The following is a 25,568-nucleotide window of genomic DNA, read 5'->3' as shown; positions in this document are numbered from 1 at the left end:
CGACATGAACAATAGTTCAACGCAAGTTGAACTTCCTCGTCGGCAGCCCTAGGTGTAGAGCGTCTTGCCCATCCTTCCCACGACACGAGGCCCCGAGATGACCGACTACACCCCGCCGAAAGTATGGACCTGGAACAAGGCGAATGGCGGCGCCTTCGCCAGCATCAACCGGCCGATCGCCGGACCGACGCATGACAAGGACCTGCCGGTCGGCAAGCACCCGCTGCAGCTCTATTCGCTGGCGACGCCGAACGGCGTCAAGGTGACCGTCATGCTGGAAGAGCTTCTGGCGCGCGGCCACAAGGGCGCCGAATATGACGCCTGGCTGATCCGCATCAACGATGGCGACCAGTTCGGCAGCGGCTTCGTCGAGGTCAATCCCAACTCCAAGATTCCCGCTCTGATGGACCGCAGCGGCAAGACGCCGGTGCGCATCTTCGAATCCGGCTCGATCCTGGTCTATCTCGCCGAAAAGTTCGGCGAGTTCCTGCCGGCCGAACAGCCGGCCCGCGTCGAAGTCCTGTCCTGGCTGTTCTGGCAGATGGGCTCCGCGCCGTATCTCGGCGGCGGCTTCGGCCATTTCTACGCCTATGCGCCGGAGAAATACGAATATGCCATCGACCGCTTCTCGATGGAGGTGAAACGCCAGATGGACGTGCTCGACCGCCGGCTGGCCGAAACCGAATATCTCGGCGGCAAGGACTACAGCATCGCCGACATGGCGGTGTGGCCCTGGTATGGCGGGCTGGCGCTCGGCCGCATGTACAATGATTCCGCCGCGTTCCTGTCCGTGCAGGACTACAAGCATGTCCAGCGCTGGGCCCAGGCGATCGACGCACGCCCGGCGGTGAAACGCGGCCGCATGGTCAACCGCGCCTTCGGCGAACCGGCCTTGCAGCTGCATGAGCGCCACGATGCCCGCGACTTCGAAACGAATACGCAGGACAAGCTGGCAGCGGAGTGAGCTGAGCCGATAGCGCGCCGATCTCCCTCCCCGTGGGGGAGGTTGGCGGCTTCAACCCACCAGTCCCTTCTCGACGGCCGACATCCACAGTTGGTCGATGTCGGCCAGAAACGTCTCGTCGATCTCATCGAGATGGTTCCAGTACATGCCATCCTCGTAGAAATAGCCGAGGTCCTTCTCGATCTCCTCGGCTTTTTCGGCCTTGTCGAGCCGGATGCCGGCAAGAATTTCCGCTTTCATTTCGGCAATCCGCGCCAGCGAAAGGCCGCCAAGCTCATCGAAGGCGAGACTGGGAAAGACCAGCCGGCTGCGCGGCAGGTCGGACAGATTGATGCACAGGCAGCCGTGCTTCAGGGCCTGGACAAGCAGGCGCGCCGACTTGGCCTCGAGGTTGCGCAGGGTGACGTCATCGCGCAACGGATCGGGTTGGCCGATGCCATAGAAATGGGTCTTGTCCGGCCGGTCGTAGATCATGTCGCAGCCCAGGAATGCCAGCACATCGGGCTTCTGGCTGTGAATGGTCCAATAGGCTGCGGTCAGCGCCATTGTGGCGCCGGCATAGACGAAGCCACCGAAGGCGTTCTGCGCCGGAACATAGTGCGTGGCGCTGAATATCTGAGCCCGCCGCGAGGTCGCGTCGTGGGGCAGGCGGTCCAATGGAAAATCACCGGCATGGATCAGGAAATCCCAGTCGGGACGCACGCGCCAGGCATTGTTGATGGCGACGATCCGGCTGAAGGCCTGCTTCGGCCAAGGCTCGCAACGCACCGCGTCGGGCGCGCTGCCAAGCAGAAGGAGGATGCGGGGGGCGTCATTGCGAACATTCGTTTCGACGGGCTGGATCGTCATCGAAGGACTTTCAGGTCTCCGGTCGAAAGGGCCGGCTTCGCATGCGATGCGTATGCCGGCTTCGTTGCCGGCGCGCGAATGTTTCGCTGCAACCCTGCACCCAGGCGGGCCGCTTTGCCAGCCCAATCCATGCGGCCGATCGCGCAGGCCGAGAGGCCGAGTCGATCGATGCGCGCCCGGTTGGTGAAACGGGGCCGCATGGTGAACCGCGCCCTCGGCGAACCGGCCACGCGGCCGCATGAGCCGCCGCGACACCAGCGATTTGAGACGAAACGCAGGACAAGCTGGCTGCCGGACAGACCACGGCAACGCCAGCCGCAAAAGAAAGCCCGCCACCGGTGTTGGTGACGGGCTTCTCCCAAGGCTTACGCAGGCAATCCTGTGTCGCGGGCCTCACTCAGTGCAGGACTTCGACGATCTGACGGGTCTCCGGATCGACCAGGACAGTCTGGTCGTTGATCACGGCGACGCGATACTTGACGTCGGGCACCTCACGCAATTCGACCGTGTCCGGCAGCGACGAGCCGAGCTTGAGTTCGACGCCCAGAAGGTTCACCGACGCAAGCGGCTCCTTCTTGATGTATTCGCGAACAACCGTCTCCTGCTGCGGCTGGAGGACGACGACATTTTCCGCCAGCGCCACACCAATGCCACCCATCAGGACGACCGCGGCAGCCACACTCGTAAGATAATGTTTCATGATAGCCTCCATTATATTGATTGGAAAACCGCCCTGGATGAAAACTCCGTCGCCACAGTGGGGTTCCATCGAAATTTCTGAATTGAAGGCATCACAAAATCGAGATGACATTAATTCTTGTTGAAAAAGTTCTCTGGAACAGAGGTGAAACAGCTTCCATGTTCGCGGATAAATTGTGCGGATCGATGCTGAATAGCGAACAAGTCTGGAGCGGAGACTGCAGCGGGAGGGTACCCTCCTGAGTCCAAAAGGCCATCAGCAGCGCCGGATCGGCCTCGATATGGTCATGGCCTAACGTGGAGAGGGAGGTGTCGTTCCAGCCGCCTTTCTCGGGATCACAAAAAGCTCCGGCACGAAAAAGGCCCGCCCTGCCGGGAGCAGAACGAGCCTTAGACGGCGCCGGCGGAGGTGGCAGCCTCACCGGTCACGCTCAAAAACGCGAGCATCAAGGGTTGGTTCCCACGTTTGCAGCCGCGATGGTGGCAACGGATGCAACCATGTGGCCGGGATGACGTTGTGGCAAAAATCTGCAGCAAGGATGTGCCCGGATGGCTCCCCGACCCTCAGTGACCAAGTATCCGTTCACGCTGATGTTTGTCGTGATCGCGCTGATGGCGCCGTTCGCCGGGCTCGCCTGGCGCACGCGCGAATGGATCGGCTGGTAGGAGGAATTGGACCCCACGTGCCGGCTTCAAAGCCAGGTACCGTCCCGGTGCAGCGGCGGCACAACGTCGACCGAATTCTGATCTGTTGCCCCCTCCTGCGCGCTCTTGTAGATCAGCCTTGCGACGAGCACGAAATAGCCGACTTGCAGGACAAACAGAGTCCCTATCGTCCAGGCAAGCGCCTGCCAAAACGAACCGGTGGCCCTATAGGTCCAGACCGCCACGACGATGGTCGTGGCTGACATTCCCACCAGAAACTGCCCAAAATACATCTATGCTCAAATCGCCCGAACCGATTCCGGCTCGAAACGACTCCCCTGCTCAGATTCCCAATACCCGCGCAGAGCGTCCCATTATTTTAGCAACTACGCAACTATGTGATCGCCCCGCTCGGCAACGCCGCTCGAAACCTTAGCGGCCGCAAGACATCTGACGAAGCTGCGATCACCCGCCACCCGACCCGCGAGGGCCGGTTCGACGAGACGTGATGGAACGCTGGAAATTGCCCTCCCTTTCCCACAAGATGCGCAGGCATCGGGGAAGGGCTTGAGATGTGCAACCTCTATAACATCACCACCAGCCAGGAGGCGGTTCGCCAGTGGACGCGTGCGCTACGCGACATTCTCGGCAACCTCGAACCCTCGGTCGACATCTATCCCAACCAGCCGGGCCCGGTGGCGCGCAACGCCCCCGACGGCCAACGCGAGCTGGCCAATCTTTTGTGGGGCATGCCGACGCCGATCGAGCGGGTGAAGGGCAAGGCCGACTACGGCACCACCAACATCCGCAACCCGCAATATGGCCACTGGCAGCAATATGTCGGTATCGAGAACCGCTGCGTGGTGCCGGTGACCAGCTTCGCCGAGCCCTCGCCGACGCCGGGCGACAAGGACCCCGAGACCGGCATCCAGCGCAATGTCTGGTTCGCGCGCAACGAGCACAAGCCGCTGTTCTTCTTCGCCGGCCTGTGGACGCGCTGGCAAGGCGTGCGCAAGGTCAAGGACGGTCCAGGCGACTTCGAACTCTATGGCTTCCTGACCACGAAACCCAACGCGCTGATCGCACCGATCCACGAAAAGGCAATGCCGGTCATCCTGATCACACCCGAGGAAACCGAGACCTGGCTGACCGCGCCGTGGTCGCAGGCCCGCCACCTGCAGCGCACCGCGCCTGACGACGCGCTGGTGATTGTCGACAAACCCGCCACGCAGATAAAATTTCCGCTGCAGGCTCCGCTGCCACCTGTGCAGGGTTCGCTGTTTTAACCCCTCGCCTTCTGCAGCACCCAGATGTAGCCCTTCGGCGGATGGTCCTGGTCGATGAACTGGGTCCTCACCGTCGCATCCTTGCGGCTGCAGCGCTTGCAGCGAAAGCGAATAGTTTCCAAGGGCTTGTTCCAGCCCACCACCTTGGCCACGTCGTTGGCCCGGAAACGGCCGACATGCCAGCAATGGCCGCACTCGACGACCAGCAGCATGTTGGCCTTGGCGGCTCGCCCGACACTGTCCATTGGCCCGGCCATGGCTCATTTCCGGCTGGAATAATCCTCGGGCAGGGGCAGCAGGCCGAGCCATGCCGCGCGGAAATCGGGTTCCTTTTCCGCCACCATTGTCATCACCGCATGCAGTTTGTCCGTCAGCCCCACCAGGTGCCAGAACAGCTCGCCATTGGCCCTGAGGTTCAGCTGCGCCGCCAGCACCGTGGCGCGCAGGCGTAGCGCGTCCCGCAGGATCGCCTCCGCGTCGCTCGCAAACAATCTGTCATACCGGCTCTTCCGTCTGCCCATCGCGGCTCTCCCTGACTTGCGAGCAACCGCCCCACCTCCTGACAAATAGGAACGTATTCCTCGCCAAGTCAATTCAAGCTTGACAGTTTTGTTCCGTTTTTGTTCACTATCCCCATCAGGACATCAGGAGGTGCTGAAATGGCCCACATCGTAACGCTGGACAGCAACCAGGAGGCCGCGCTTCGATCCGTCGCCGACAAATTCATCGCCCAGCACAAGGGCGACGCGGTAAAAGCTCTGAAGGAAATGATCGTGCTCAACGGGCACTTGCAGGAACGGCTGGATACGATGGAGAGGCGAAGGGTGGGAGGCTAGCCCCTCAAGCCGAAGTTAACCTATGCTAACGCGTTCACCAAGGCGCGCCACTACTCGGCGTGACCGTGATAGATCGCGTCCAACTGTCGAAATGCCTGCGCTCGCCCGCCCGCAACTGCGTGCTGTCGATCGCTTCGGAAATTGCAATCGGCCTTGCCAACGACACCATTTTCGGTTGCCGAGATTGCGGCGAAGACGCTTGTCCAGATAAATTTTTCCCGGTCCCGTCCCCTCGAAACAGCTGCGACATTATATCACGTTTGACTAAAATACCGGAACGTCCAATGGACATTGCCGGAACCGAACAGGGACCCTCGGACCTTTGCGGCTGGCACCCAAGACCTTGGTCCTATACGAAAACGCAAAGGGCCGATGCGGCCTGGATTGAAGCCCGGACAAGGGAACATCTCGCCTTGGCTGTCGTTTGTCGCGAGGTCTCGGCGTTGCCGGACCCCGTCTGGAGGACAAAACGATGCCGCATCGATCCACCATCGTCAAAACAGGCAACGGCCCGGTCACGGCGATTGCCGTGCTGATGGTGGGATTGATGGCGGTGGGCATCGTGTTCCTCGTCCTGGGCGGCTCGCTCTATCTCAGCGAGCCACCGTCGGATCAACGCGCCCTGTCTTCGCCACCCGCCCGATCGATTCAAGCGACCGATCGAAGTACGACCAACTGATCGAACCCGGCGGAACATTCAGCCGATTCACCTCAGCATCACCAATACTGGAGAACCCATAGAGAAGACCTTCATTCTGTCGGCACTTGTCGCCATCTCCGTCGTGTCGCCGGTCACCGTCGCCCCGGCGCGAGCCGCAAGTCTCGTCATCACGACGGACAATGGCAATATGGGCATGGGCCGGCATCATCGGCGCGATCATAGTTGGCGCAGGCATCACAACCGACATTGCTTCGTGAAGATCAGGAAGTATTGGCGCCATCATCACTGGATGATCAAGAAGGTGCGCATCTGCAATTACGACCGCTACCGCTACTGATGTCGAAATCACCGCCACCCAGGACGCATCGCAGAATTCGTCCGAACGCAAGAAGTATGGCAAGGGCCGCTGTCTGGAGTGCAGCGGTCGTCATGCTGGTGTTGATGGCAGCCCGAACGGTCGGCTTCTGACGCCCACGCGCACGGCAAGACGGACGCGGCGCCGTAGTCAGCATCGATTGCCCTTGTCGGCGTGACGCTGCCGGCCGAGCGCGCGCCTCAAACCATCTTCCCATCTTTCGCCACTGCCCTGCCCCGGCGATACACCGTCCGGCCCTTCGGCACGGCGACCACCGCCTCGGGCACATGTTCGGCCTTGATCGTGACGAAGTCGGCGCCGGCGCCGACAGCGATGCCGTAGCTCTCCAGCCCAAGCGCCCTGGCGCCGGCATGGGTCACCACATCGAAGGCGGCGGCCAGTTCATGGTCCTCGTAGAAGCCGGAGCGGTAGCCGATCAGGTTGGCCCGCGAAAGCATGTCACCATCGCCATAGGGCCACCAGGAATCGCGGATGTTGTCGGAGCCGCTGAACACGGTGACGCCGGCCTGCCGCAGGGCCGCCACCGGCGGGAAGGCGTGGTTGCCCGGCGCATTGGTCATGATCGCGACGCCGGCACCGGCGAGCATCTCGCCGGCCTTCAGCAGGGCGTCGGCCGGGATATCGCCCAGCCCATAGGCATGGCTGACGGCGACACGGCGCTGCATGCCCAGTGCCTTTGTCCGCGCCACGATCTCCTCGACCTGAAACAGGCCAAGCGTGCCGCCATCATGCAGATGGATGTCGACGCCGGCGCCGTGCTTTTGCGCCAGGCCGAACACCACGTCGAGATGGCCCTTCACGTCGCGGTCGAAGCTGGCGGGGTCGAGCCCGCCGATCAGGTCGCAGCCGAGCTTCAGCGCATCGTCCAGCAACTCAGCTGTGCCCGGCGAGGACAGGATACCGCTTTGCGGAAAGGCGACGAGCTGGATGTCGATGAGGTCGCGGTACTCTTCGCGCACCGCCAGGATGGTCTGCAGATGCTTCAGCCCGACCGAGCCGTCGACCATCACATGGCTGCGCATGGCAAGGCTGCCATTGCCGATGCAGAGCTCGAGCTGGTTCTTCGCCCGCTCGCCCATTGGTGCTGCGGCGTCCAGGTTCCTGGCCTGGAAGGCGACCCGCTCGCGCACGTCGAAGCCGTTGCTGCACGGGATGTGAGGGCGCCAGACGTCGCCATAGAACGAGGTGTCGAGATGGATATGCCCTTCGACGAAGGCCGGCACGACGAGTTGGCCGCCAAGATCAACAATGGCAAGGTCGATGCTGGCGAGGCCGACCGAGGGTGTCTTCCCGGCCGGCGCGATGGCGCTGAAGCGCCCGTCGACAACGGTGAGGTCCACCCGCGACCCGTCGGCCAGTTTCGCGTTGAGGAAAATCGTCTGCTCGGTCAACGGCGCCATCCATCGGTTCAAGCGCCAGTCGTCGCCGCTCACCCGCCACAGGTCAATGCGGCAACGCTGAGAAACTGTTTCACGCTGCAATCGACCAGGGCGCCGAATCCGCACTTTGGCCCCGGCATATTCCGCTTTCGCGGAAGTGTCGGCCGACCGGCGATGTGCAATGGTGGTGATGCGGCGGTACGAGCCGCCCTGGTTGACGCGGGCGCCCAAGCCATCCCAACAATGCGCCCCCCGTCCGCGTCGACCAGCGCCGCGCGCCGGCAGACGCCGGACAATGCCACCGCGCTAAGCGGCGATCAGCCCTCTCACGAAGTTCGTTCTTCAGCCCCGACCAGCGCCTTCGTCGTCACCAGATTGACGCCGGCCTCGGCGAATTCGCCATTATGCCGGGCGATGATCTGCCGGGCGCTCTCGCTGGCATTGTCCAGCGTGCTGTGCGCATCGGAGACCACGGTGACGCCGAGCCCTCTGGCCATGGCGCCCTTGACGGTCGCCGCCACGCAAAAATCGGTCTGCGCGCCCAGCAGCACGACCCCACCGGCGCCCTGCCCGGCAACCCAGTCGCCGAAGGCGGGATTGCTGAAGGCATCGCGCACGGATTTGGCAAAGGTCGGCTCGTCCTCGGCCTGGCCAAGTGCCGGCCATACCGGCCAGCCCGGCTCACCGGGCGCCAGCGGATCGCCCGCCGGTCCGTCATGCCTGACAAAGGCGACCTTGCGGCCGCTGCGCCGCGCCCAGTGGATGACCGCGCGGGCACGCTCGACAATGGCTGACGCCTCATGGATCGGCGGCTCGTGCACGCCGTCGAACATGCCGGTCTGGAGATCGATGACGATGAGCGGCGCTTTGTCCGCGAGGCTGGGTGCTGACATGGTTTTTTACATAGCACGGCAGGCAAGGTGATCAAGGTTCCATTCACCCCGGCGCGCCGGCAAACAGCACCACGCCGTCGCCGCCCGCGGCCGGCCAGTCGCGGATGGTGCGGTCGTAGCCTCCGGTCAGCACCGTGCCGTCCGCGGCGAAGGCCACCGCGTAGATCGGGCCGGTCTGGCTGTCGAACATGGCGATCTGGTTGCCGCTTTCCATGTCCCACAGGCGCGCCGTGCCGTCGAGCGAACCGGAGACCAGGCGCTTGCCGTCTGCCGACAGCGCCAGCGTGTAGACGGTGCCCTCATGGCCCTCGAAGCGGCGCACTTCGCGGCCGCTGTCGAGGTCCCAGAGCTTGATCGTGTAGTCGCCGCTGCCGGTGATCAGATGGTGGCCATCGGCAGTGAACACGGCGCCATAGGTGCCTTGCTCATGCCCGTGCCAGCTGCGCAGCTGCTTGCCGCTGTCGATGTCCCAGAGCTTTAGCGTGCCGTCGATGCTGCCAGAGACCGCGCGGGTGCCGTCGGGCGAGACGGCCACCCCGCTGACCGACCAGTCGTGCCCGCTCATCACATGCAACACGGTGCCCTTCTCAAGGTCCCAGACGATGACGTTGCCGGTCTCGTGCCCGGTCACGGCGCGCTTGCCGTCCGGACTGATCGCCAGCTTGTTGACGCCGCCATTCGCGCCCGCCGAGTAGACGTGCAGCACCGCGCCATCGGAAAGTCTTCGCTGCACGATCTCGCCGTCGTCGCCGCCCGTCAGCGCACTGACGCCATCGGGCATGAACAGTGCCGTGCGCGCCATGTCCTTGTGGACGCCAAGCGTGCGGATCAGGTGCTTGCCAGCGATGTCCCAGAGCTTGATCGTGTGGTCGGTGCTGGCGCTCATGATCGTGTGCCCGTCGGCCGCCACCGCCAGCCAGACGACCGCGTCGCGGTGGCCCTCGGGCTGTGTCGGCAGCGCCGGCGGCGGTGGCGGCAGCGGCGCGACCGTGGGTGGCGGAATGACCGCGACCTCCGGCGGCGTCGGAGCGACAGGCGTTGGCGGTGTCGGCGGCACGGGCGCAGGCGGGGTCGGCGGTGCAGCGGGCGGGTTGGCCGCTTCCGGTGGTGGAGCCGGTGGGGCGACCGCAGGTGGCGCCGGCGGCGCCGCAGCTGGCGGGGTTACGGGTTCCGGTGCCGGCGGGGCGCTGGCGACGTCCTGCCCCTTGGGCTCGCCGGGTTTGGGTTCGCTGGGTTGGGGTTCATTGGGCTTCGGCTCGCTGGGCTGGCTGGCAACCTCGCCGCCATCAGGCGTCCGCGCGGGGCCGAACCGGTCAACGGCCAGCGCCGCGACGACCACCAATGGCAGCACGAGAAAGGCCTTGCGCAGGCCGGGCCTGCCGGTGTCCTGCACGTCCGCCGCGCGGCCGAACAGCGGCGCCCCGGCGGCATGCGCCGGCCGCCCCGGCAGAAGACCGGCCCAGAACAACACCGCGCCAATGAGACAAGCGAGTGCGGCCACCAGCAATCCGGCCAGCCGCAAGGTGGCGGGATCCCCGGCGAAAGACGAGACGCCACGCCAGACGACGACCGCGTCGCCAGGCGCCAGCCAGGCGCGCCAGGCGCAAACCACGGCCACCACCAGCAGGATGAATGCAATCCGCCTGTCGACGACTCTGTTCATCGGCCCCCCTCGGCGCCATTGCAGGCTTCGCCCGAAATGGCACCCCCGCACAGTTCAGCTCATCAGATTACCCGTGGAAAAGGTGTTCGCAAAATGGCGTTTGCGAAAGGGATGGATGGCGAAGGTCTCCGGCACGTTCGCCCCGCGCTCACCTGACCTCCACCCAGACCGGCGCATGGTCGCTGGCGCCGTCTTGCCCGCGCACCTCGCGGTCGATGCCGGCGGCAGTGAGGCGGCGGGCAAGCGTCTTCGACAGCAGGATGTGGTCGAGCCTCAAGCCGGCGTCGCGCGGCCAGCGATTGCGGCGATAATCCCAGAACGTATAGAGCGTCTCCTTCGGATGCTTCTTGCGCAGCGCATCCGTCCAGCCCTGCTCGAGCAGAGCGGCGAAGGACGCCCGGCTTTCCGGCTGCACCAGCGCATTGTCGTCATAGGAGCGGGTGGCGTAGATGTCGCGCGGCTCGGGCACGATGTTGTAGTCGCCAGCCAGAACCACCGGCAGGCCCGTGTCCAGCAGCTGCTCGGCATGCGCCTCCAGCCGTTCGTGCCAGGCGAGCTTGTACTGGAATTTCGGGCCGGGCTGCGGATTGCCGTTCGGCGCATAAAGGCAAGCGATGACGATGCCGTTCACCGCCGCCTCGATGTAGCGGCTCTGCTTGTCGGCATCGTCGCCGGGCAGGACATCACGGGTCAGGACCGGTTCCGAGCCGAGCGCGAGGATGGCGACGCCGTTCCAGGTCGGCTCGCCCTTCCACACCGCGCCATAGCCGGCCGCCGCGAGAGCCGAACGCGGAAACTGCGTGTCGCGTGCCTTCAGCTCCTGCAGGCACACGACATCGGGCTTTGCCGCCGCCAGCCACGCCAGCAGGTTCTCCAGCCGACTGTTGATGTTGTTGATGTTGAAGGAGGCGATTTTCATCGGCTCAGGAAACGATCCGGCCCGCCCACGCCTTCACCGCCTCGGCCAGTGTCTTCAGGTGATCGGCGGTGGAGAAACCGGAGATGCTCTTGCGCGGCTTGAGATCATGGTCGCCATCCTCCAGCCAGATAATCTCGATCTGCTCGGAGAGCGCATAAGTCGCGACCTCATCCTGCGTGCCAAACTCGTCGCGCGTGCCCTGGAAGATCCGCGTTGGCGTCTTGAGGTCGGCAAGATGTTTTGTCCGCAATTGCTCAGGCTTGGCCGGCGGATGGAAGGGATAGCCGAGGCAGACCAGCCCGGCGATCTCGCCCTTGGCAAACATCTCGTCGGCGACCATCGAGGCGACACGCCCGCCCATCGACTTGCCGCCGATGATGAGCGGGCCGGTGACGCCCTTCGCCCTGAGGTCGGCGATCGCCTTGACATATTCCGGGTTCACCGTCTCCGCCCGCGGCGGCGGCTTGCGATGGCCGTAGCGGCGGGCGGCCATATAGTGGAATTCGAAGCGCGCGACGCGGAACCCGGCAGCGGCCAGTGCCTTGGCAGTGGCGGTCATTGAGGCCGAGTCCATCGGCGCCCCGGCGCCATGGGCGAGCAGGATGGTGACGGAGGCGGTGTCGGGGCCGTCGAAGAGGAAGGTGGTCATGGGGCGAACTTCCGAAGCATGAACTTGCCAATCCTTCTTGAATTGCACCACTAGATTATTCGCGCGCTGCACCTGCACCACACACCTGCGACTGTAGATATTCCACCTGTGCGGCCAGCCATTCGGGCCAGCCTGCAGCATCAATGCCGCGAGCCCATGCACGGGCAGCTTCGCGCCCATGAACCTGCTCCATCAGGCAATAATAGGCCGTGTCTCGCCATGACCCACAGAGGTTCGAGTGAGCATCCAATACATCCAGCGCCGAAGGCCAACTGAACCATCTCTTGATCCACTCGCCGACCTTACCGTCGAGATCATCGACACACCGGGTTATGAAGGCATCCAGGTCTTGTTCGTTGGCGACCCAAAAGACGCCTCGGCTGGAGGGGCCGAAATCAGCATGAATTCCGTCGAAAGCAACTCTGACAAATTCCTTGTTGCTCGGCCGAACGGAACTTTGGAATTTGACATTGTACCAACCGGCCAATTCCTTAAAAAACTTGGCGAACTTCTTCCATTTGAACACTGCCACCAGTGCACAGTCATAATCCCCATAGCGACGGTCCGCATAACAGTCGAACTCGATGTTGAAGTCGGTCAGGTTGTCCGCGGACTTCACCACGAGCTTGGCGCTGTCCGGCTGGAACCATTTCGCCCCAAGGCGGGTATGGAGGTCCTCGGCGACGGTTTTGCGAATAGTCTTTGCATCCAGCATCTGGTCAGGACGCCGACTTCTGCGCCAGTTGCAGATCGACGAACTGCACCCCCTTGGCCGCCACGCGCGCCCACTCCGAATCCGCATCGAGTTCGAGATAGCGCGCCCAGTTGCGGCGCGCTTCCAGCAGATTGCCGGCGTCGAATTCCAGCCGCGCGAGGTTGAACACCGGATCGGCATAGGTCTTGTCGAGCGCGATCGCCTTCTGCAGATGCCTTCGCGCCGAGGCTTCGCGGCCCTGCTCGCTCATCAGCCCGGCAAGGTTGAACCACGCCTCGACGAAGGCCGGGTCAAGCTTTATCGCTCTGATATAGTCGTGCGCGGCCTCCCTCCCGTAGCCGCCGGCGCGCAGGCAGTTGGCGCGGTTGAAGGCGGCAATGGCATCTGTCGCGTCGATGGCCAGACATCGCTGGTAGAGTGCGGCCGCCCCGTCATGGTCGCCGCCCTCCTCCGCCGCTTCGGCCTCCGCGAACAGCTCTTCCAGCGTGTCGTCGCCGGCAGAACCGGCGTTGCCCAGATCGAACAGCAATTGTCCGTCGAGTTCGCTCTGCCCGCCTTCGAGATAGATCGCATCGGAGCGGCGCCCCTGCTGGGAGCCGACATTGAGCGACTTGGCGGTCAGCGATGCCACCGGACCCGAGCGGTGGACGGAACGCGCGATCGCGCCCCAGGTCGCCCCGCCAGCCACCAGCCCGGCATATTTGCGCGCCAGGATCAGGTCGCGGAAGGAATAGGGTTCGCTGTCATGCTCGAAGGCATCGAACAGCGACAGCAGGTCGAGGTCGGCGCCCGACAGCCGCGACTGGTCGATCAGGGATTGCCTGGACAGCGAGGATGCCTCCGGCGCCTTCATCAGCCCGAGCAGGCGCAGGAAACCGTTCTCGCTGATCAGCGTGCGCCCGGCCGTGCGCTCGGCAGCGACGCGGCGCTCGATCTCGGCATCGCCGGATTTTCCCAGATGCGTCCGCCCGAACACGACATGCGTGGTGCGCCTGGTGACACCGCGCCGCAATTGGCCGTGCTGGCGCTCGACCTCGCGCGCCGCCAGCCGCAGCGGAAACGCCGCCAGCGCGCCGATCGTGCCGAAGACAGCCCCGGGGATCAGGACGGCTGGTGCCGTCATTTCTTGCTCTTGCCGACCGCCTTCAGCAGATTGGCCTTGAGCGGATTTTCAGCCGCACCACCGGCTGCCGCCTTCTTGGCGGCGGGCTTGGCGGCCTCGTCGGCCTTGCTCTTCGACTTGGCCGGCGGCTTCGACTGCGACAGGCTGGCCTTCAGCGCATCCATCAAATTGATGACGTTGCCGCGCTCGGGGGCGGCCGCGATGATCGGCTTGTGGCCCTTCAGCTTCTCGCGGATCATCGTCATCAGCGCGATCTCGTAGCGATCCTCGTAGTTCTTCGGATCGAAGGTGGTTTCCTTCTGCTTGATCAGCGCTTCGGCCAGCTGCAGCATCTCCGCATCGGGTTTGCCGGCCGGGATGTTGCCGAAATATTCAGCCGTGCCACGCACTTCGTTCGGGTTCCTCAAGGTACACACGAACATGCCGTTCTCGCGCGCGCCGATCGTCACCACCCGCTCGCGGCTGGACAGCACAAGGCGCGCGATCGCCAGCTTGCCGGATTTGCGCATCGCTTCGCGCAGCACGGCGAAAGTCTCCTCGGCCATCGCGCCATCCGGCGCCATGTAATAGGGCGCGTCCTGGTAGATGACGTCGACCTCGCCCTCGTCGACAAAGGCCTCGATGTTCATCGTGTGGTTGGATTCGATACGCACCGCGTCGAGATCGGCGTCATCGATGATGATGTACTGCTTGTCCTCGTACTCGTAGCCCTTGACCAGATCCGAGCGCTCGACCAGCCCCAGTTCAGGGTCGACCGGCTTCATGTTGATGCGGTTGTGGGTCTTCTTGTGCAGCTGGTTGAAGCTGATGCGCTCGCTGGCGCTGGTGGCGGGGTATAGCCGCACCGGACAGCTGACGAGGCTGAGCTTGAGGTAACCTTTCCAACTTGCCCTGGGCGCCATGAAACACTCCTACGCGGCCATGCACTGTCACACCGGTGCAGCGCTGTTCGTCCGAAGGACGAACGACGCCACGGAAATCCTACACCGACCCCGCACAATACAGTCAAATCCCTGACGAAATGTTTTAGACGGCACAGGGGGTCGCCGGCGGAGGATAATTCAAATTGTCGGGAGCGTCGATGGCGTTGGAATTTGAGCGATTGCGCGAAGGATCGCGGCCACTCTGCGATTATGTCCTCGTTCCCGGCATCACCGGCAAATCCCGGGCAAACTCCTCGATATCCGCCCACGGATCGCCCGACGTCGCGAGCAGCCCCGGCAGCGAGGAATAGTTCAAGTCCTGCGGTGCGTCGATCGACTCCAGGTCCGCCCAGCTTACCGGTGTCGACGCCGGCAAATTGGTGCGGGCGCGCAGTGAATAGGGGGCGGCCGAGGTGTGGCCTCGCGCGTTGCGGTGATAGTCGATGAAGATGCGCTTCTTGCGGTTGTCCTTGCCCATGGTGGTGGTGAAGGTGTCGGGCGCGGTTGCCGCCAGATGCGTGGAAATCGCGCTGGTCGCCTGGTGCAGTTTCTTCCAGTTCTGCTTGCCCGTCACCGGCACGGTGATGTGGATGCCGCTGCCGCCCGAGGTCTTGGCGAACGGCACCAGCCCGAGCCCCTCCAGCTCACCCTTGATATGCACGGCCGCCTCGACCACCTCGCGCCACAAGATCCCATCGCCCGGGTCAAGGTCGAAGACGATCTGGTCGGGCTTGTCGAGGCTGGCGCGGTGCGTGCCCCAGGTGTGGAACTCGACGACGCCGAACTGCGCCAGCGCCAGATAGCCCTTGGCGCCTTCGACCGAGAGATAGGACTTGGTCTCGCCCTCGGAATTGGTCGCCTCGAACGTCACCACCGAGGGCGGCATGCCGGTGAAGGAATGACGCTGGAAGAAACAGTCCTTCGGCAGGCCGGTCGGGCAGCGCACCAGCGACACCGGCCGGCCGAGAATGTGCGGCAGCATGAAGTCACCGACCAGCGCGTAATAGACGGCGATGTCGAGCTTGGTCGGCCCGGTCTTGCCGAACAGACGCCGCGTCGGGTTGGTCACCCAGATGGTGGCGAGGTCGGCCTCCGAGATCAGCCGCTTGCGTTTGGCCGACACCGGCGTCGACAGGCCGACATCGCGCAAGCCGCGAAACACCGCGTGGCGCAGCGCATTGTCCGCGGTGCGGTTGGCAAAGTGGATATGGGCCGAAAACAGCGGCCGCACCCAGTGCATTTCGCGCATGACTTCGCGCGGCACGCCTTCGGGCGCCGTCGCGCCTGATGTGAGCGGTTCCAGCCTGGCCAGCAATTCGGCAGCGGTCCCCGCGGCGAAGCCGGTGCCGACCTTGCCGCGGTAGTGCAGTTCGCCGTCCCCGAACTCGGCAAGCCCGAGCGCTGCCAGACCTTCGGCGGCGTCCGAGGTGGTGTAGCCGGCAATGACGAAGTCGCCGGTCTGGAGCGCCTTGGTCTTGGTCCAGCTTTTGGTGCGGCCGCTCTGGTAGGTCGCGGTGGCGCGCTTGGAGACGACGCCCTCCAGCCCGAGTTCCGACGCCTGATCGTAAAGCCCCTGGCCCGAGCCTTCGACATGATCGGAAAACTGGATGGCGGAGTTGGCGCCGAGGCCTGACAGCATTTGCGCCAGCAGCGCCTTGCGCCGGACCAGCGGCACCTTGGTCAGGTCCCAGCCGTCGAGATAAAGCAGGTCGAAGGCGTAGAAATGCAGTTTGTTGCCGGCGCCCGCGGCCAGCGCATCCTGCAGCAGCGCGAAACGGCTGATGCCCTTGGCGTCGAGCACGACGATCTCGCCGTCGATGATGGCGTCGCGGCACGGCAGTTTCGCAACGGCCTGCGGCAGGTCGCCATAGCGCTTCGTCCAGTCGATGCCGCCACGTGTGATCAGCTTGACCACGCCCTCGCTGAGATGCGCCATGGTGCGGTAGCCGTCGAACTTGATCTCGTGCAGCCAGAGCTCGTTTGTATTTTCCGCAGGACCTTCGCCGCCCGGCGGTTTCGGCACCTGCGTCGCCAGTTGCGGCTCGATGCGGCTGAGCGCCGGGGCCTTGAAGGCGCCCGGCAGTGTGCCTGGCTTCAGCGAACCCGGCTTGGGCTTGGGCGCGGGTTTCGCAGGCGCCACCAACTCTTCGATGCGCTTGCCGGACTTCACGCTCTCCGGCCGCGTCTCCAGGATGTCGAGCGCGGTGTCGGCGGCAAGATCACGCTCCTTGAACAGCAGCCAGTTCTTCTTGTTCTCGTCCTCGCCGGGTTTTGGTTTCAGCCTGGTCAGCATCCAGCCGCCATTGAGCTTCTCGCCGGCCAGCCTGAACTTGAAGGCGCCGGCCCGCAGGCTCTTCTCGACATCGTCCATCGGCGCCCAGCTGCCGGTGTCCCAGACGATCATCGGCCCGCCGCCATACTCGCCCTCGGGAATGACGCCCTCGAAGTCGATATATTCGAGCGGATGATCCTCGGTCTCGACCGCCAGGCGTTTGTCGGCCGGGTTGAGCGACGGCCCGCGCGGCACCGCCCAGCTCTTCAGCACGCCGCCGACCTGCAGCCTGAGATCATAATGATCGGCGGTGGCGTGATGCATGTGGACGACGAAGCGGTTGCCTTCGTCGGTGACCAACCCGCCGGCCGGTTCCGGCGTTTTCGAGAATTCGCGTTTGGCGCGATAGGTTTTGAGCTTGGGGGGAGTCGTCATGGCATAGGTCGAAGCACGGCAGCCAAGTGCAAGCGTCCCGACAGAGCGCTACCTCCAGGCCTCACGCTCTCAATCGTCTGTGGCCGGTGTCAACTCGAGCTCTGCCGGCGACAGGCCCTGCTGCAGCTGGGCGAGCCGGAACTCGTCGACCCAGTAGGCCTCGCCGTCGACCAGCACGCGTGCCTGGTAGGCGCCGGCCGAAAAACTCTGCGCGGTGATGTAGACCTTGTGGCGGTCAAGCGCCTTGCGCACCGCGGCGCGCTTGGAATTCTGGCCGATGACGGGACTGAACATGACACTGCCCTCGGTCGCCTGACACGCAACAAGGCCGCTGTCCGCAGCGTGGCGACTGGGCTCAAGGATGCCGGAGACCCGCCGTCCTGTCAATTTCGCGGGCAAACCGCCCTCAGCCCTTCAATCGCCGCAAGCGTTGCGCCACGCCCCGGACGGCCTTGAGCAACCGCGGACGGGACCGCACCCTGGCCTCGGCCCGGCTGCGAAACAAAATGGCTGCGTTCGCACCCCAGCCCCGCACCGTCAGCGGTTCGCAGATCTCGGCCAGAACCGAACTCGCGGCACCGATATGTTCCTTGTAGCCCTGGCTGCCGACCGACAGGTCGAAATAATCGAATCCCCGCTCGCGCCCCCACATCATCAGCTTGGCGATCGTCGTCAGGCCCGGCGAGGCATTGGAGACAGCATCCTGGTCGATCCCGAGCAGAATGCCGTGAAGCGTGCCTTTTCTGGCCAGCACAAGGATGGCGGCAAGCCAGGCTTGCCCGACGCGCAGTCCGAACAGCCGCACCGACCCGTCGGACAGGCCCTCGAGGGCCGCGTTCCGGTAGAAATCGACGGCCGATTGCCGGGTCAGGAGATCGAAACGCCCAAGCTCGCGAAAGCGCTTCAGCCGCAGCTCCAGCAGCCTCTGGAAGAGCTCCTCCACCAGGGCGGGCGTGTCGGCCTCGACCAGGCTGAGGCCGCCCAGCTTCTCGAAGCGCCGGCGGTGCTTGTGGAAGGCCTTGGCGAAGGACGGCTTGCAGATGCGCCTGATGAGACCCTCGGGCTCGCCGTACATGACCAAGCCGGAGGTGATCTGGATGGAATCGCGCGTCGCCGAAAGCAGAGCCAGCGGATTGGCCACGCCGTGGACCTGTCGCGGGATTCCGGCAATGTGGATGCGGTCCGCTTGCGGCAGCACCGAACGGACCGCCGCCCAGGCGGCTTCGGCGCCCTGCGTGGTCCACGGGCTCGCATCCGCCAGCAGCGGCGCCGAATAGTCGCAGACGCCGCAGTTCAGCCATTCGATCACATGGTGGTGGAAGGCCCGGCGCCGCATCAGCGGCACCAGCATTCTGGGCTCGCCTGTCGCGGCGTCGCTCACCTCGACGATGAGCAGTTCCGCACCTTTGGGCATCAGCCGACCGACGATCCCCTCGGCCCATGCATAGTGCTGATGGGCGGTGCAGACGCCGTCGGTCTGGTATTGCAGCCAGAGCGGCTTGACGGTCTCGAGGTTGGTGTGCAGCCGGGCGGTGCAGGCACGCTCGTCGGCGCCAGCGCTGGCGGCAGGCGGAGAAGCCTGCGCGCCAGCTATCGGCGCCATTCGCATTGCCCGGCTCGACATGTCTGCCTCCCACCATTGTCCCGCGGCGATCGGATGCGTCGCGGGCGATCCATGCCGGAGCTGTTTTTCCCCCTCAGCCCTTCGACCTCCGCAAGCGGCGCATCACGCCCTGGGCGGTCTTGAGCAGCCGCGGATTGGCGCGCACGAAACGCTCGGCCCGCTCGCGAAGCGAAGCGACGGCTGCCACGCCCCTGCCGAGAGGCGTCAGCGTTTCGTCGATCTTGGCCAGAACGAAACTCTCGGTGCCGAACTGTTCCTTGTAGGGCTGGCTGCCCACCGACAGGTCGAAATAGTCGAACCCCTGCCGAAGTCCCCAGCTCATCAACGTGCCGATGATCGCAATGCCCGGCGAGGCGTTGCTCACCACCTCCTGGTCCATTCCGATCAAGAGGGCATGCAAGGTGCCTTGCCGGGCCAGCATGTACTGGGCAGCGACCCAGTCCTCGCCTGCGCGCAATCCGAAGACCCGCACCGACCCGTCGGACAGGCCCTGAAGAGCTGCGTTCCGGTAGAAATCGACGACCGCCGGCTGCGCCAGGAGATCGAAACGGCCCAGTTGGCGAAAACGCTTGAGCCGCATCTCAACCAGGGCGTCGAAGACGCGCGCTAGCAAGGCCGGGGTGTTGGCGTCGACCAGATCCACGCTGCCGTGCCTTTCGAGCCGGCGCCAGTCCTTGTTGTAGGTCTTGACGAAGGACGGCCTGCCATGGCGCTTGATCAGGGTCTCCGGGTCGCCCTCCAGAGCAAGGCCGAAGGTGATCTGGATGGAATCGCGCGCCACCGAAAGCAACGCCAGCGGATTGGCCACGCCGCGGTTCTGTTGCGGGATGCCGGTGATGTGGATGCGGTCCGCAGGCGGCAGCACGGAACGGATCGCCGCCCAGGCGGCTTCAGCGCCCTGCCTGGTCCACGGGCTCGCATCCGCCAGCAGCGGCGCTGAATAATCGCAGACGCCGCAGCTCAGCCATTCGACCACCCGATGTCCGAAGCTCGACCGCCGCATCAGCGGCACCAGCATCTTGAATTCACCGGTCCCCGCATCCGCCACTTCCACGACGAGGAGGTCGGCGCCTGCAGGCATCAGCCGCCTGGTGATCCCTTCGGCCCAAGCATAAAGCTGATGGGCGGTGCACACCCCATTCGCCTGGCATTCAAGCCAGAGCGGCTTGACGGTTTCCAGGCTGGTGTGCAGCCGTGCGGTGTAGGCTCCCCCGGCAGTGCTTCGGGACGCATGGATAGCCTGCCCGGCCGGCACTGGCGCTCCAGCCATCGGCGTATCGGGCGCAGTCGTCAATGTCTGGATCGACACGTCTGTCTCCTACCTTTTTCCGGTGGCAAGCGGGGCGGCGCCTCGCCACGACGTCGACTTGCTTCCATGGCGGCTATCCCCGCTGTCAAGCGTCCCGCTGTCGAGCGTCCCGCTCTCAAGCGCGAGCATGTGGCGGCGTGCGAAATACCATGAGGCCACGAGCACAACGGTCTCGGAGACCGCGGCACCCGCAAGCGACCATGTCGGGGAAGCGATAGCGAGCAGGATTGCGATCAGGACCAGCCCGACGACCGCGCCGGCCGTTGTGATGAACGCCACGACCCGGAACTCGCCGAGTATCTCGAGGATGATGCGCGGCATGATGTAGAGCATGATCGGTACGAAGTTCGCCAAGGCGAGAAGCCCGATGACGCTGACCGAAGCATCCGCGAGAGCCTGGGATCTTATCGTCGGCAGGACAAACAGGATGCCCGCTCCGTAGACCAGGCTCCCGAGCCCCATGACAAGGGACCAGAGCTTGGCGTGCATCCACACGCGCCCGACTTCATTGTTCGCCATCAGCTTCGCAAGCTCGGGCTGCAGCATGTTCACAAAGGCCAGGCTGACGATGCGCAACGGGGCAAACAGGACGAGAACCGCCGCGATAGGCGCGTAGGCCGCCGGACCGGCAATACCCGCGACCAGCAGCGCCAGGCACTGACCCTGAATGTTGGTGGTCGTCGCGCTGAATCCCGACCAGCGCAGTTGGCGCCAGAGCCTGGCATAGCGTCGCCGCACAGGCGCTCGGAAACTGAGCCGTAGCGGACGGGGTGCCAGGCGCGCGAGCACGGCTATGCCGATCAGATTGGCCGCTGCAAGGGCGTAGAACACCATCTGCAGCACATTCGCCGCCGTCCAGATCGCCAGCGCTGCCATTGCGGCACCGGCGAGGGTGAAGGTGAAATCGCTTATGCTGACGACCATCTGCTGGCGGCGCGCGAAGAAAGCCGTACGCATATGGCTGCGCAGCGACCAGGCGCCGACGAAGCATCCGGCGGCGATACTGCCCGCGTCACCCCAGAGCAGCATCAGCAGCGCGGTCGCCCCGCCCGCGATCGACGCGACGACCACCGCCGCCCCTCCGAACGTCACGTCATGCGCATCGACGCCGGCCCTGTTGGTGCTCTTGCCCATCCATATGCTGGCGGGGACGGCGGTCAGCGATCTGATGTAGGACAGGCCGACACCGCCCATCACCATCGCGATGGCGAAGATGCCGTATCCTTGTGCCGACAGCACGTGCAGCAGCGCGATGTTGAGCGCGAAGTGAAAGCCGCTCTGTATGGCCTCGCCGCCGATCATCAGCACAAGGCGCCGCAGCAGATGGCCAGGAAACGCGAACTTCACGAACTGGTCTCCGCTTCGCGGGCGGCATGCGCCCGGCCAGGCTTCGCCAGCGCCGCCCTCAGCTTGTCGGTGGCGATCGCCGCGATCGCCGCCGCCGCCACCTGCTCGCTGAAAATCTTCTCGTATCGCAACCGGCCAGCGGCGACGAAACCACGCCACGCATCTGGCCGCAGGATGATCTCGCGCAGTTTGTCGGCCAGGGCGGCTGCGTCGCCGGGCGGAACGTGCCAGCCGGTCCCGCCATTGATGACCACTTCCACCAGGCCGCCGATCGCCGACACCAGCGGCGGACGGCCATAGGCCATCGCCTCGATGGCGACGCGCCCCAGCGATTCCGGACGCCGCGACGGCACGGTGACGATGTCGGCCCAGCGGTAATGCGCCGAGGGATCTGCCACGACTGGCAATACGCTGACCCGTTCGGCCAGGCCCATGCTCCGGACCAGTTCGGCCAAAGCGCGTTCGCGCTCGGCGCTTTCGAAGGCGCCACCGACCAGCCGCACCTCGATCCTCGACCGCAATTCCGGCGGCATCGACGCGATCGCTTCGAGCAGGATCTCCTGGCCCTTGATCCTGTTGACGCGGCCGAGCAGCAGCACCCGCAAGGGCCGCTTGCCGTCGTAAGTCATGGGTTCGGCGGCCGCCGGCCCGGCGACACCGTTGTAGACGACATGCGTGCGCGAGATCTTGGGATCGCCGAACGCGGCGCGCGTCGCATTCGAGTTGAAGATGAGGTCCGCATGGCTCCACCGCATCAGGCCGACGAGGACCCTGCGCATGGCGCCTTCGGGGATCTCGTGGATATGCAGGACAGCCTTGTCGGGGAGAAGGCGCGCGGCCAGCGCATAGTCGGCCACGATCGAGGTGTTGACGTAGGTGAGATCGCAATCCCTGAGACGCCGCCAGGCTCTCAGCACCGCCATCGGCAATCGCGCCATCTCGACCGTCGCAAGGCGCGCGATGGCCTGGCGCCTCAACACCCAGAGCGGTTCGAAGACGATCCGGCTGGCATGGCGTTCCAGGATCTGCACGATCGGCCCGCTGCGCGGCAGCACCACCTCGATGTCGGCGGACGGAAACGCGGCGCGCAGCGCAGCAACGCTCTCCGCGAAGCTGCGGTCGGAACCATAGAGTTCATAACCCTGATGAACGCAGGCAATCCGCATCTTTGTATCCCGCCAGGTGCCGCACCATCGCGCCGGGCGGTGGCATGCAGGACCTTGTCGCAAGAACCATGCCTGGTTGAACCGTCCGGCTGCCGGACGCCACATCCTGGCAATGCCTCGTTTCGACACAGATACGCACAGAAGGGTTGACCGATAATGAAACAACCACCAGCTTCAATACAGTTTTTTTACAACCCGGCGCGATGATCATCCGCCCGAGCGCCGAAATCGTGAGATGGCACGGAAGTTGCCCGTCTGCTTCTTGATGATGCAGCAATCGCTAATATATTCAGATCTGAAAGTACTGCCGGCCATGAAACCAGAGAAGCCTGCCATTCTGATCCTGGGGACGCGCGGCATACCCGCGGCCCATGGCGGCTTTGAAACCTTCGCCGAAAGACTGGCACTTTTTCTTGCAGGGCGAGGCTGGAAGGTCGGCGTCTATTGCCAGGACGAGGTCGAGCGGATCGACCAGCGGGTGCGCAGCGAAACCTGGCGCGGCATCGAACTCATCCACGTCCAGGTTGCCTCGAAGGGACCGCGTGCGACCCTGGAATTCGATTGGCAATGCGTGCGCGACGCCGCCAGGCGGCCGGGCGTCTGCCTGGTGCTCGGCTACAACGGCGCGATTTTCCTGACCTGGCTGAGGCTGAAGGGGCGCAAGATCTTCACCAACATGGACGGCATCGAGTGGCGCCGCCCCAAATGGGGTTTGGCGGCCCGCACCTGGTTCTGGCTCAACGAATGGATCGGCGCCTGGGCCTCGCATCGCCTGGTCGCCGATCATCCCGCCATCGCCGACCATCTGGCGACGCGCCGGCCGCGCAGCGCCATCGCCACCATCGCCTATGGCGCCGATCCGGTGACATCGGCGCCGGAAGCACCGGTCCGGGCGCTCGGCCTGGAGCCCGGGCGCTATCTGATCTCGATCGCGCGCATCGAACCCGACAACAACATCCTGCCGATCGTCGAAGCCTTTTGCAGCCGCAAGCGCGCCATGAAGCTGGTGGTGCTCGGAACGCTGTCCGACGAAATCCCCTATCATGTCGCCGTCCGCAACGCCGCGAACGGGTCGGTGGTCCTACCGGGTGCCATCTACGACCAGGCGACGGTGAAAGCATTGCGCTATCACGCGCGCGCCTATCTGCATGGCCACACGGTCGGCGGCACCAACCCGTCGCTGGTCGAGGCGCTGGCGGCCGGCAACATGGTGATCGCGCACGACAATCCGTTCAATCGCTGGACCGCGGGTGCTGCGGCGATCTACTTCACCGACACGGACAGTTGCGCCGAACGCATGCAACAGGCGCAGGACGACGATGCCCTGGTCAGCACCTGCGGCATCGCGGCCCGGGTGCGCGCCCGCGAGGCCTTCCGCTGGGAGGATGTCCTGGTAGCCTATGAGCGTGAAGCCTATCGGCTTCTCGGTGTCACCGCCGACGAGGCCGTCGCCGTCGATCGCGCATCGCGCCGCACCGCATGACAGGTTGGTCGCGCCGGCGGGTGCTGCGGACGGCGCTGTCGACGGCGGCGGCACTTGGCTCCCTCTCGATCGCGCCGTTCGCCCGCGCCTCCGAGCCGCAGTTTCGGCGCGGCGTCAACGCCTGGCCCTGGTTCTCGCTGACACGCGAATTCCCGGCACCGCGCACCGACTATGGCTGGCCACCCTTCCAGTCGCAGCGGCCGGTTCCGACCGCGGACGACCTGCATCGGTTGCGCGAGACGGGGCTCGATTTCATCCGCCTGCCGGTCGATCCCGGCCCGTTCCTGGCAGCCGACGCCACCACCCGCGCCCTCTTGCTGGACATGCTGGACGCGGCGGTCACCGCCACCCTCGACGCCGGTCTCGGCATCATCGTCAACGTGCAAGCCAATGGCGCCACCCACTATTGGAATCCCGACCGCATGGTCGCCAGCGTCACCGCGCCCGCCTTTGATCTCTATCGCGGGCTGGTCGGCGAGCTTGCCGGCAGGCTGCAGCGCTTCCAGCCCCGCAAGGTAGCGCTTGAGCCGGTCAACGAGCCGCCGCAGGCCTGCGCTTCGGAGGTCTGGTCGCAGGTCCAGCTCGCGCTTCTGACCGCGGCACGGGCGTCGGCTGCAACCTTGCCGCTGGTCGTCACCGGAGGCTGCGGCTCGATGGTCGGCGGGCTGACTGCGCTCGATCCGGCGCCGCTGTCGCCGTTCGAGCCGATCCTGTTCACCTTCCATTTCTACGAACCCTATCTGTTCAGCCATCAGGGCGCGCCGTGGATGCGCGAACCCGTCTACCGTTCGCTCAACAATGTGCCATGGCCGGCATCCGCCGGCTCGTTGGAAGAGACGCTGGCGTCGGTCAGGGCGCGGATGGCGCAGGACACCGAAACCTCGGAGGCGGACAGGCAGGCCGCCTATGCGGAAACAGAGCGTGTGCTGAAGGTCTATTTCGACGCCCAGCCCGATCGGCGCTTTGTCGACAACTATATCCGCCAGGTTCGCGCCTGGGGCGACGGCCACGGCCTTGCGCCGGAGCGCATCATCATGGGCGAGTTCGGCGCGCTGCGCACCGACGCCCGCTATGTGGCGGCGCCCAATCCCGATCGGGCACGCTACATCGCCGACGTGCGCCAGAGCGCCGAGGATCTCGGCTTTGGCTGGGCATTCTGGAATCTCTTCGACGGCATGGGGATGATGGACGACACCACGCGGGCCCTCGACCCGGATATCGTCGACGCGCTTGGCCTGGCCATGCCGGCGGACTAGGCAAGACCCAATCCCTCCGAACGACCGAGTCGACCCAAAGCCGACTTACGTCTTCCCTGATGCGAACGGCAACTTTGCGCCGCTAAGCGGACATTG

General features: G+C 64.7%; 25 protein-coding genes. 6 read left to right on the top strand and 19 right to left on the bottom strand.

The window, feature by feature from the left end:
- Window positions 1–97 precede the first annotated feature (97 nt).
- Window positions 98–964 carry a glutathione-dependent disulfide-bond oxidoreductase gene (gene yghU / locus AC1D10_RS30090; protein WP_477278423.1) on the top strand — a complete coding sequence of 289 codons (867 nt, stop codon included), beginning with the start codon at window positions 98–100 and terminating at the stop codon, window positions 962–964.
- A gap of 51 nt (window positions 965–1,015) precedes the next feature.
- On the opposite strand, the gene AC1D10_RS30085 is transcribed toward yghU, so the two are convergent.
- The 3 genes from AC1D10_RS30085 to AC1D10_RS30075 form a co-directional block, all read right to left on the bottom strand.
- A complete protein-coding gene (locus AC1D10_RS30085) occupies window positions 1,016–1,813 on the bottom strand; it encodes a hypothetical protein (protein WP_477278421.1) in 798 nt (265 codons plus the stop codon).
- 397 nt (window positions 1,814–2,210) lie between these two features.
- Window positions 2,211–2,513: a DUF1236 domain-containing protein gene (locus AC1D10_RS30080; protein ID WP_477278419.1), complete on the bottom strand. Its 303-nt coding sequence runs from the start codon at window positions 2,511–2,513 to the stop codon at window positions 2,211–2,213.
- A 691-nt stretch (window positions 2,514–3,204) separates the two neighbouring features.
- Entirely contained in the window at window positions 3,205–3,423 is a 219-nt protein-coding gene (locus AC1D10_RS30075) for a hypothetical protein (protein ID WP_477278417.1), read from the bottom strand.
- A 306-nt stretch (window positions 3,424–3,729) separates the two neighbouring features.
- On the opposite strand from AC1D10_RS30075, the gene AC1D10_RS30070 reads away from it, so the two are divergent.
- On the top strand, window positions 3,730–4,443 hold the full coding sequence (locus tag AC1D10_RS30070; protein ID WP_477278415.1) for an SOS response-associated peptidase: 714 nt from the start codon (window positions 3,730–3,732) through the stop codon (window positions 4,441–4,443).
- Here AC1D10_RS30070 and AC1D10_RS30065 read toward each other — a convergent pair.
- Window positions 4,440–4,700: a hypothetical protein gene (locus AC1D10_RS30065; protein ID WP_477278413.1), complete on the bottom strand. Its 261-nt coding sequence runs from the start codon at window positions 4,698–4,700 to the stop codon at window positions 4,440–4,442. The two genes, AC1D10_RS30070 and AC1D10_RS30065, sit on opposite strands and share 4 nt — an antisense overlap.
- 3 nt (window positions 4,701–4,703) lie before the next feature.
- Complete coding sequence (locus AC1D10_RS30060; protein WP_477278411.1) at window positions 4,704–4,964, bottom strand: hypothetical protein; 261 nt, start codon at window positions 4,962–4,964, stop codon at window positions 4,704–4,706.
- Window positions 4,965–5,102: 138 nt separating this feature from the next.
- Between AC1D10_RS30060 and AC1D10_RS30055 the strand changes: the two genes are divergently transcribed.
- Both AC1D10_RS30055 and AC1D10_RS30050 read left to right on the top strand, forming a co-directional pair.
- On the top strand, window positions 5,103–5,279 hold the full coding sequence (locus AC1D10_RS30055) for a hypothetical protein (RefSeq protein WP_477278409.1): 177 nt from the start codon (window positions 5,103–5,105) through the stop codon (window positions 5,277–5,279).
- A 472-nt stretch (window positions 5,280–5,751) separates the two neighbouring features.
- Entirely contained in the window at window positions 5,752–5,958 is a 207-nt protein-coding gene (locus AC1D10_RS30050; RefSeq protein WP_477278407.1) for a hypothetical protein, read from the top strand.
- A 537-nt stretch (window positions 5,959–6,495) separates the two neighbouring features.
- Here the strand turns inward: AC1D10_RS30050 and AC1D10_RS30045 are convergent.
- The 14 genes from AC1D10_RS30045 to AC1D10_RS29980 form a co-directional block, all read right to left on the bottom strand.
- Entirely contained in the window at window positions 6,496–7,716 is a 1,221-nt protein-coding gene (locus AC1D10_RS30045; RefSeq protein ID WP_477278405.1) for an amidohydrolase family protein, read from the bottom strand.
- 305 nt (window positions 7,717–8,021) lie between these two features.
- On the bottom strand, window positions 8,022–8,588 hold the full coding sequence (locus AC1D10_RS30040; RefSeq protein WP_477278403.1) for an isochorismatase family protein: 567 nt from the start codon (window positions 8,586–8,588) through the stop codon (window positions 8,022–8,024).
- 43 nt (window positions 8,589–8,631) lie between these two features.
- A complete protein-coding gene (locus tag AC1D10_RS30035; RefSeq protein WP_477278401.1) occupies window positions 8,632–10,251 on the bottom strand; it encodes a WD40 repeat domain-containing protein in 1,620 nt (539 codons plus the stop codon).
- A gap of 148 nt (window positions 10,252–10,399) precedes the next feature.
- The gene (locus AC1D10_RS30030; RefSeq protein ID WP_477278399.1) at window positions 10,400–11,170 is read right to left on the bottom strand and encodes an exodeoxyribonuclease III; all 771 of its coding nucleotides are present in this window, start codon (window positions 11,168–11,170) and stop codon (window positions 10,400–10,402) included.
- A gap of 4 nt (window positions 11,171–11,174) precedes the next feature.
- Window positions 11,175–11,819 (bottom strand): alpha/beta hydrolase family protein, encoded by a 645-nt coding sequence (locus AC1D10_RS30025; RefSeq protein WP_477278397.1) that lies wholly within the window; start codon window positions 11,817–11,819, stop codon window positions 11,175–11,177.
- A 55-nt stretch (window positions 11,820–11,874) separates the two neighbouring features.
- Window positions 11,875–12,534 (bottom strand): hypothetical protein, encoded by a 660-nt coding sequence (locus AC1D10_RS30020; protein ID WP_477278395.1) that lies wholly within the window; start codon window positions 12,532–12,534, stop codon window positions 11,875–11,877.
- 4 nt (window positions 12,535–12,538) lie between these two features.
- Window positions 12,539–13,657: a tetratricopeptide repeat protein gene (locus tag AC1D10_RS30015; protein WP_477278393.1), complete on the bottom strand. Its 1,119-nt coding sequence runs from the start codon at window positions 13,655–13,657 to the stop codon at window positions 12,539–12,541.
- Window positions 13,654–14,559, bottom strand: coding sequence for a non-homologous end joining protein Ku (ku, locus tag AC1D10_RS30010; protein ID WP_477278391.1), 906 nt, complete (start codon window positions 14,557–14,559; stop codon window positions 13,654–13,656). Before ku ends, AC1D10_RS30015 begins: the two co-directional genes overlap by 4 nt.
- Window positions 14,560–14,788: 229 nt before the next feature.
- Complete coding sequence (gene ligD, locus AC1D10_RS30005; RefSeq protein WP_477278389.1) at window positions 14,789–17,287, bottom strand: DNA ligase D; 2,499 nt, start codon at window positions 17,285–17,287, stop codon at window positions 14,789–14,791.
- Between the two features lie 69 nt (window positions 17,288–17,356).
- Window positions 17,357–17,581 (bottom strand): hypothetical protein, encoded by a 225-nt coding sequence (locus tag AC1D10_RS30000; RefSeq protein WP_306280573.1) that lies wholly within the window; start codon window positions 17,579–17,581, stop codon window positions 17,357–17,359.
- 112 nt (window positions 17,582–17,693) lie between these two features.
- Window positions 17,694–18,911: a GNAT family N-acetyltransferase gene (locus tag AC1D10_RS29995; protein WP_477278387.1), complete on the bottom strand. Its 1,218-nt coding sequence runs from the start codon at window positions 18,909–18,911 to the stop codon at window positions 17,694–17,696.
- Between the two features lie 73 nt (window positions 18,912–18,984).
- Window positions 18,985–20,181, bottom strand: a complete 1,197-nt coding sequence (locus AC1D10_RS29990) for a GNAT family N-acetyltransferase (RefSeq protein WP_477278649.1) — start codon at window positions 20,179–20,181, stop codon at window positions 18,985–18,987.
- A 48-nt stretch (window positions 20,182–20,229) separates the two neighbouring features.
- A complete protein-coding gene (locus tag AC1D10_RS29985) occupies window positions 20,230–21,522 on the bottom strand; it encodes an MATE family efflux transporter (protein ID WP_477278385.1) in 1,293 nt (430 codons plus the stop codon).
- A 41-nt stretch (window positions 21,523–21,563) separates the two neighbouring features.
- On the bottom strand, window positions 21,564–22,733 hold the full coding sequence (locus AC1D10_RS29980) for a glycosyltransferase family 4 protein (RefSeq protein ID WP_477278383.1): 1,170 nt from the start codon (window positions 22,731–22,733) through the stop codon (window positions 21,564–21,566).
- A 313-nt stretch (window positions 22,734–23,046) separates the two neighbouring features.
- Between AC1D10_RS29980 and AC1D10_RS29975 the strand changes: the two genes are divergently transcribed.
- Entirely contained in the window at window positions 23,047–24,216 is a 1,170-nt protein-coding gene (locus tag AC1D10_RS29975) for a DUF1972 domain-containing protein (RefSeq protein ID WP_477278381.1), read from the top strand.
- On the top strand, window positions 24,213–25,472 hold the full coding sequence (locus tag AC1D10_RS29970; protein ID WP_477278379.1) for a glycoside hydrolase family 5 protein: 1,260 nt from the start codon (window positions 24,213–24,215) through the stop codon (window positions 25,470–25,472). The genes AC1D10_RS29975 and AC1D10_RS29970 overlap by 4 nt, the downstream gene beginning before the upstream one ends.
- Window positions 25,473–25,568: the final 96 nt, after the last annotated feature.

Source organism: Mesorhizobium sp. P2_A8 (assembly GCF_056404935.1).
The sequence above is the reverse complement of the archived record's forward strand: the minus strand, read 5'-3'. Positions and strand labels throughout refer to the sequence as shown.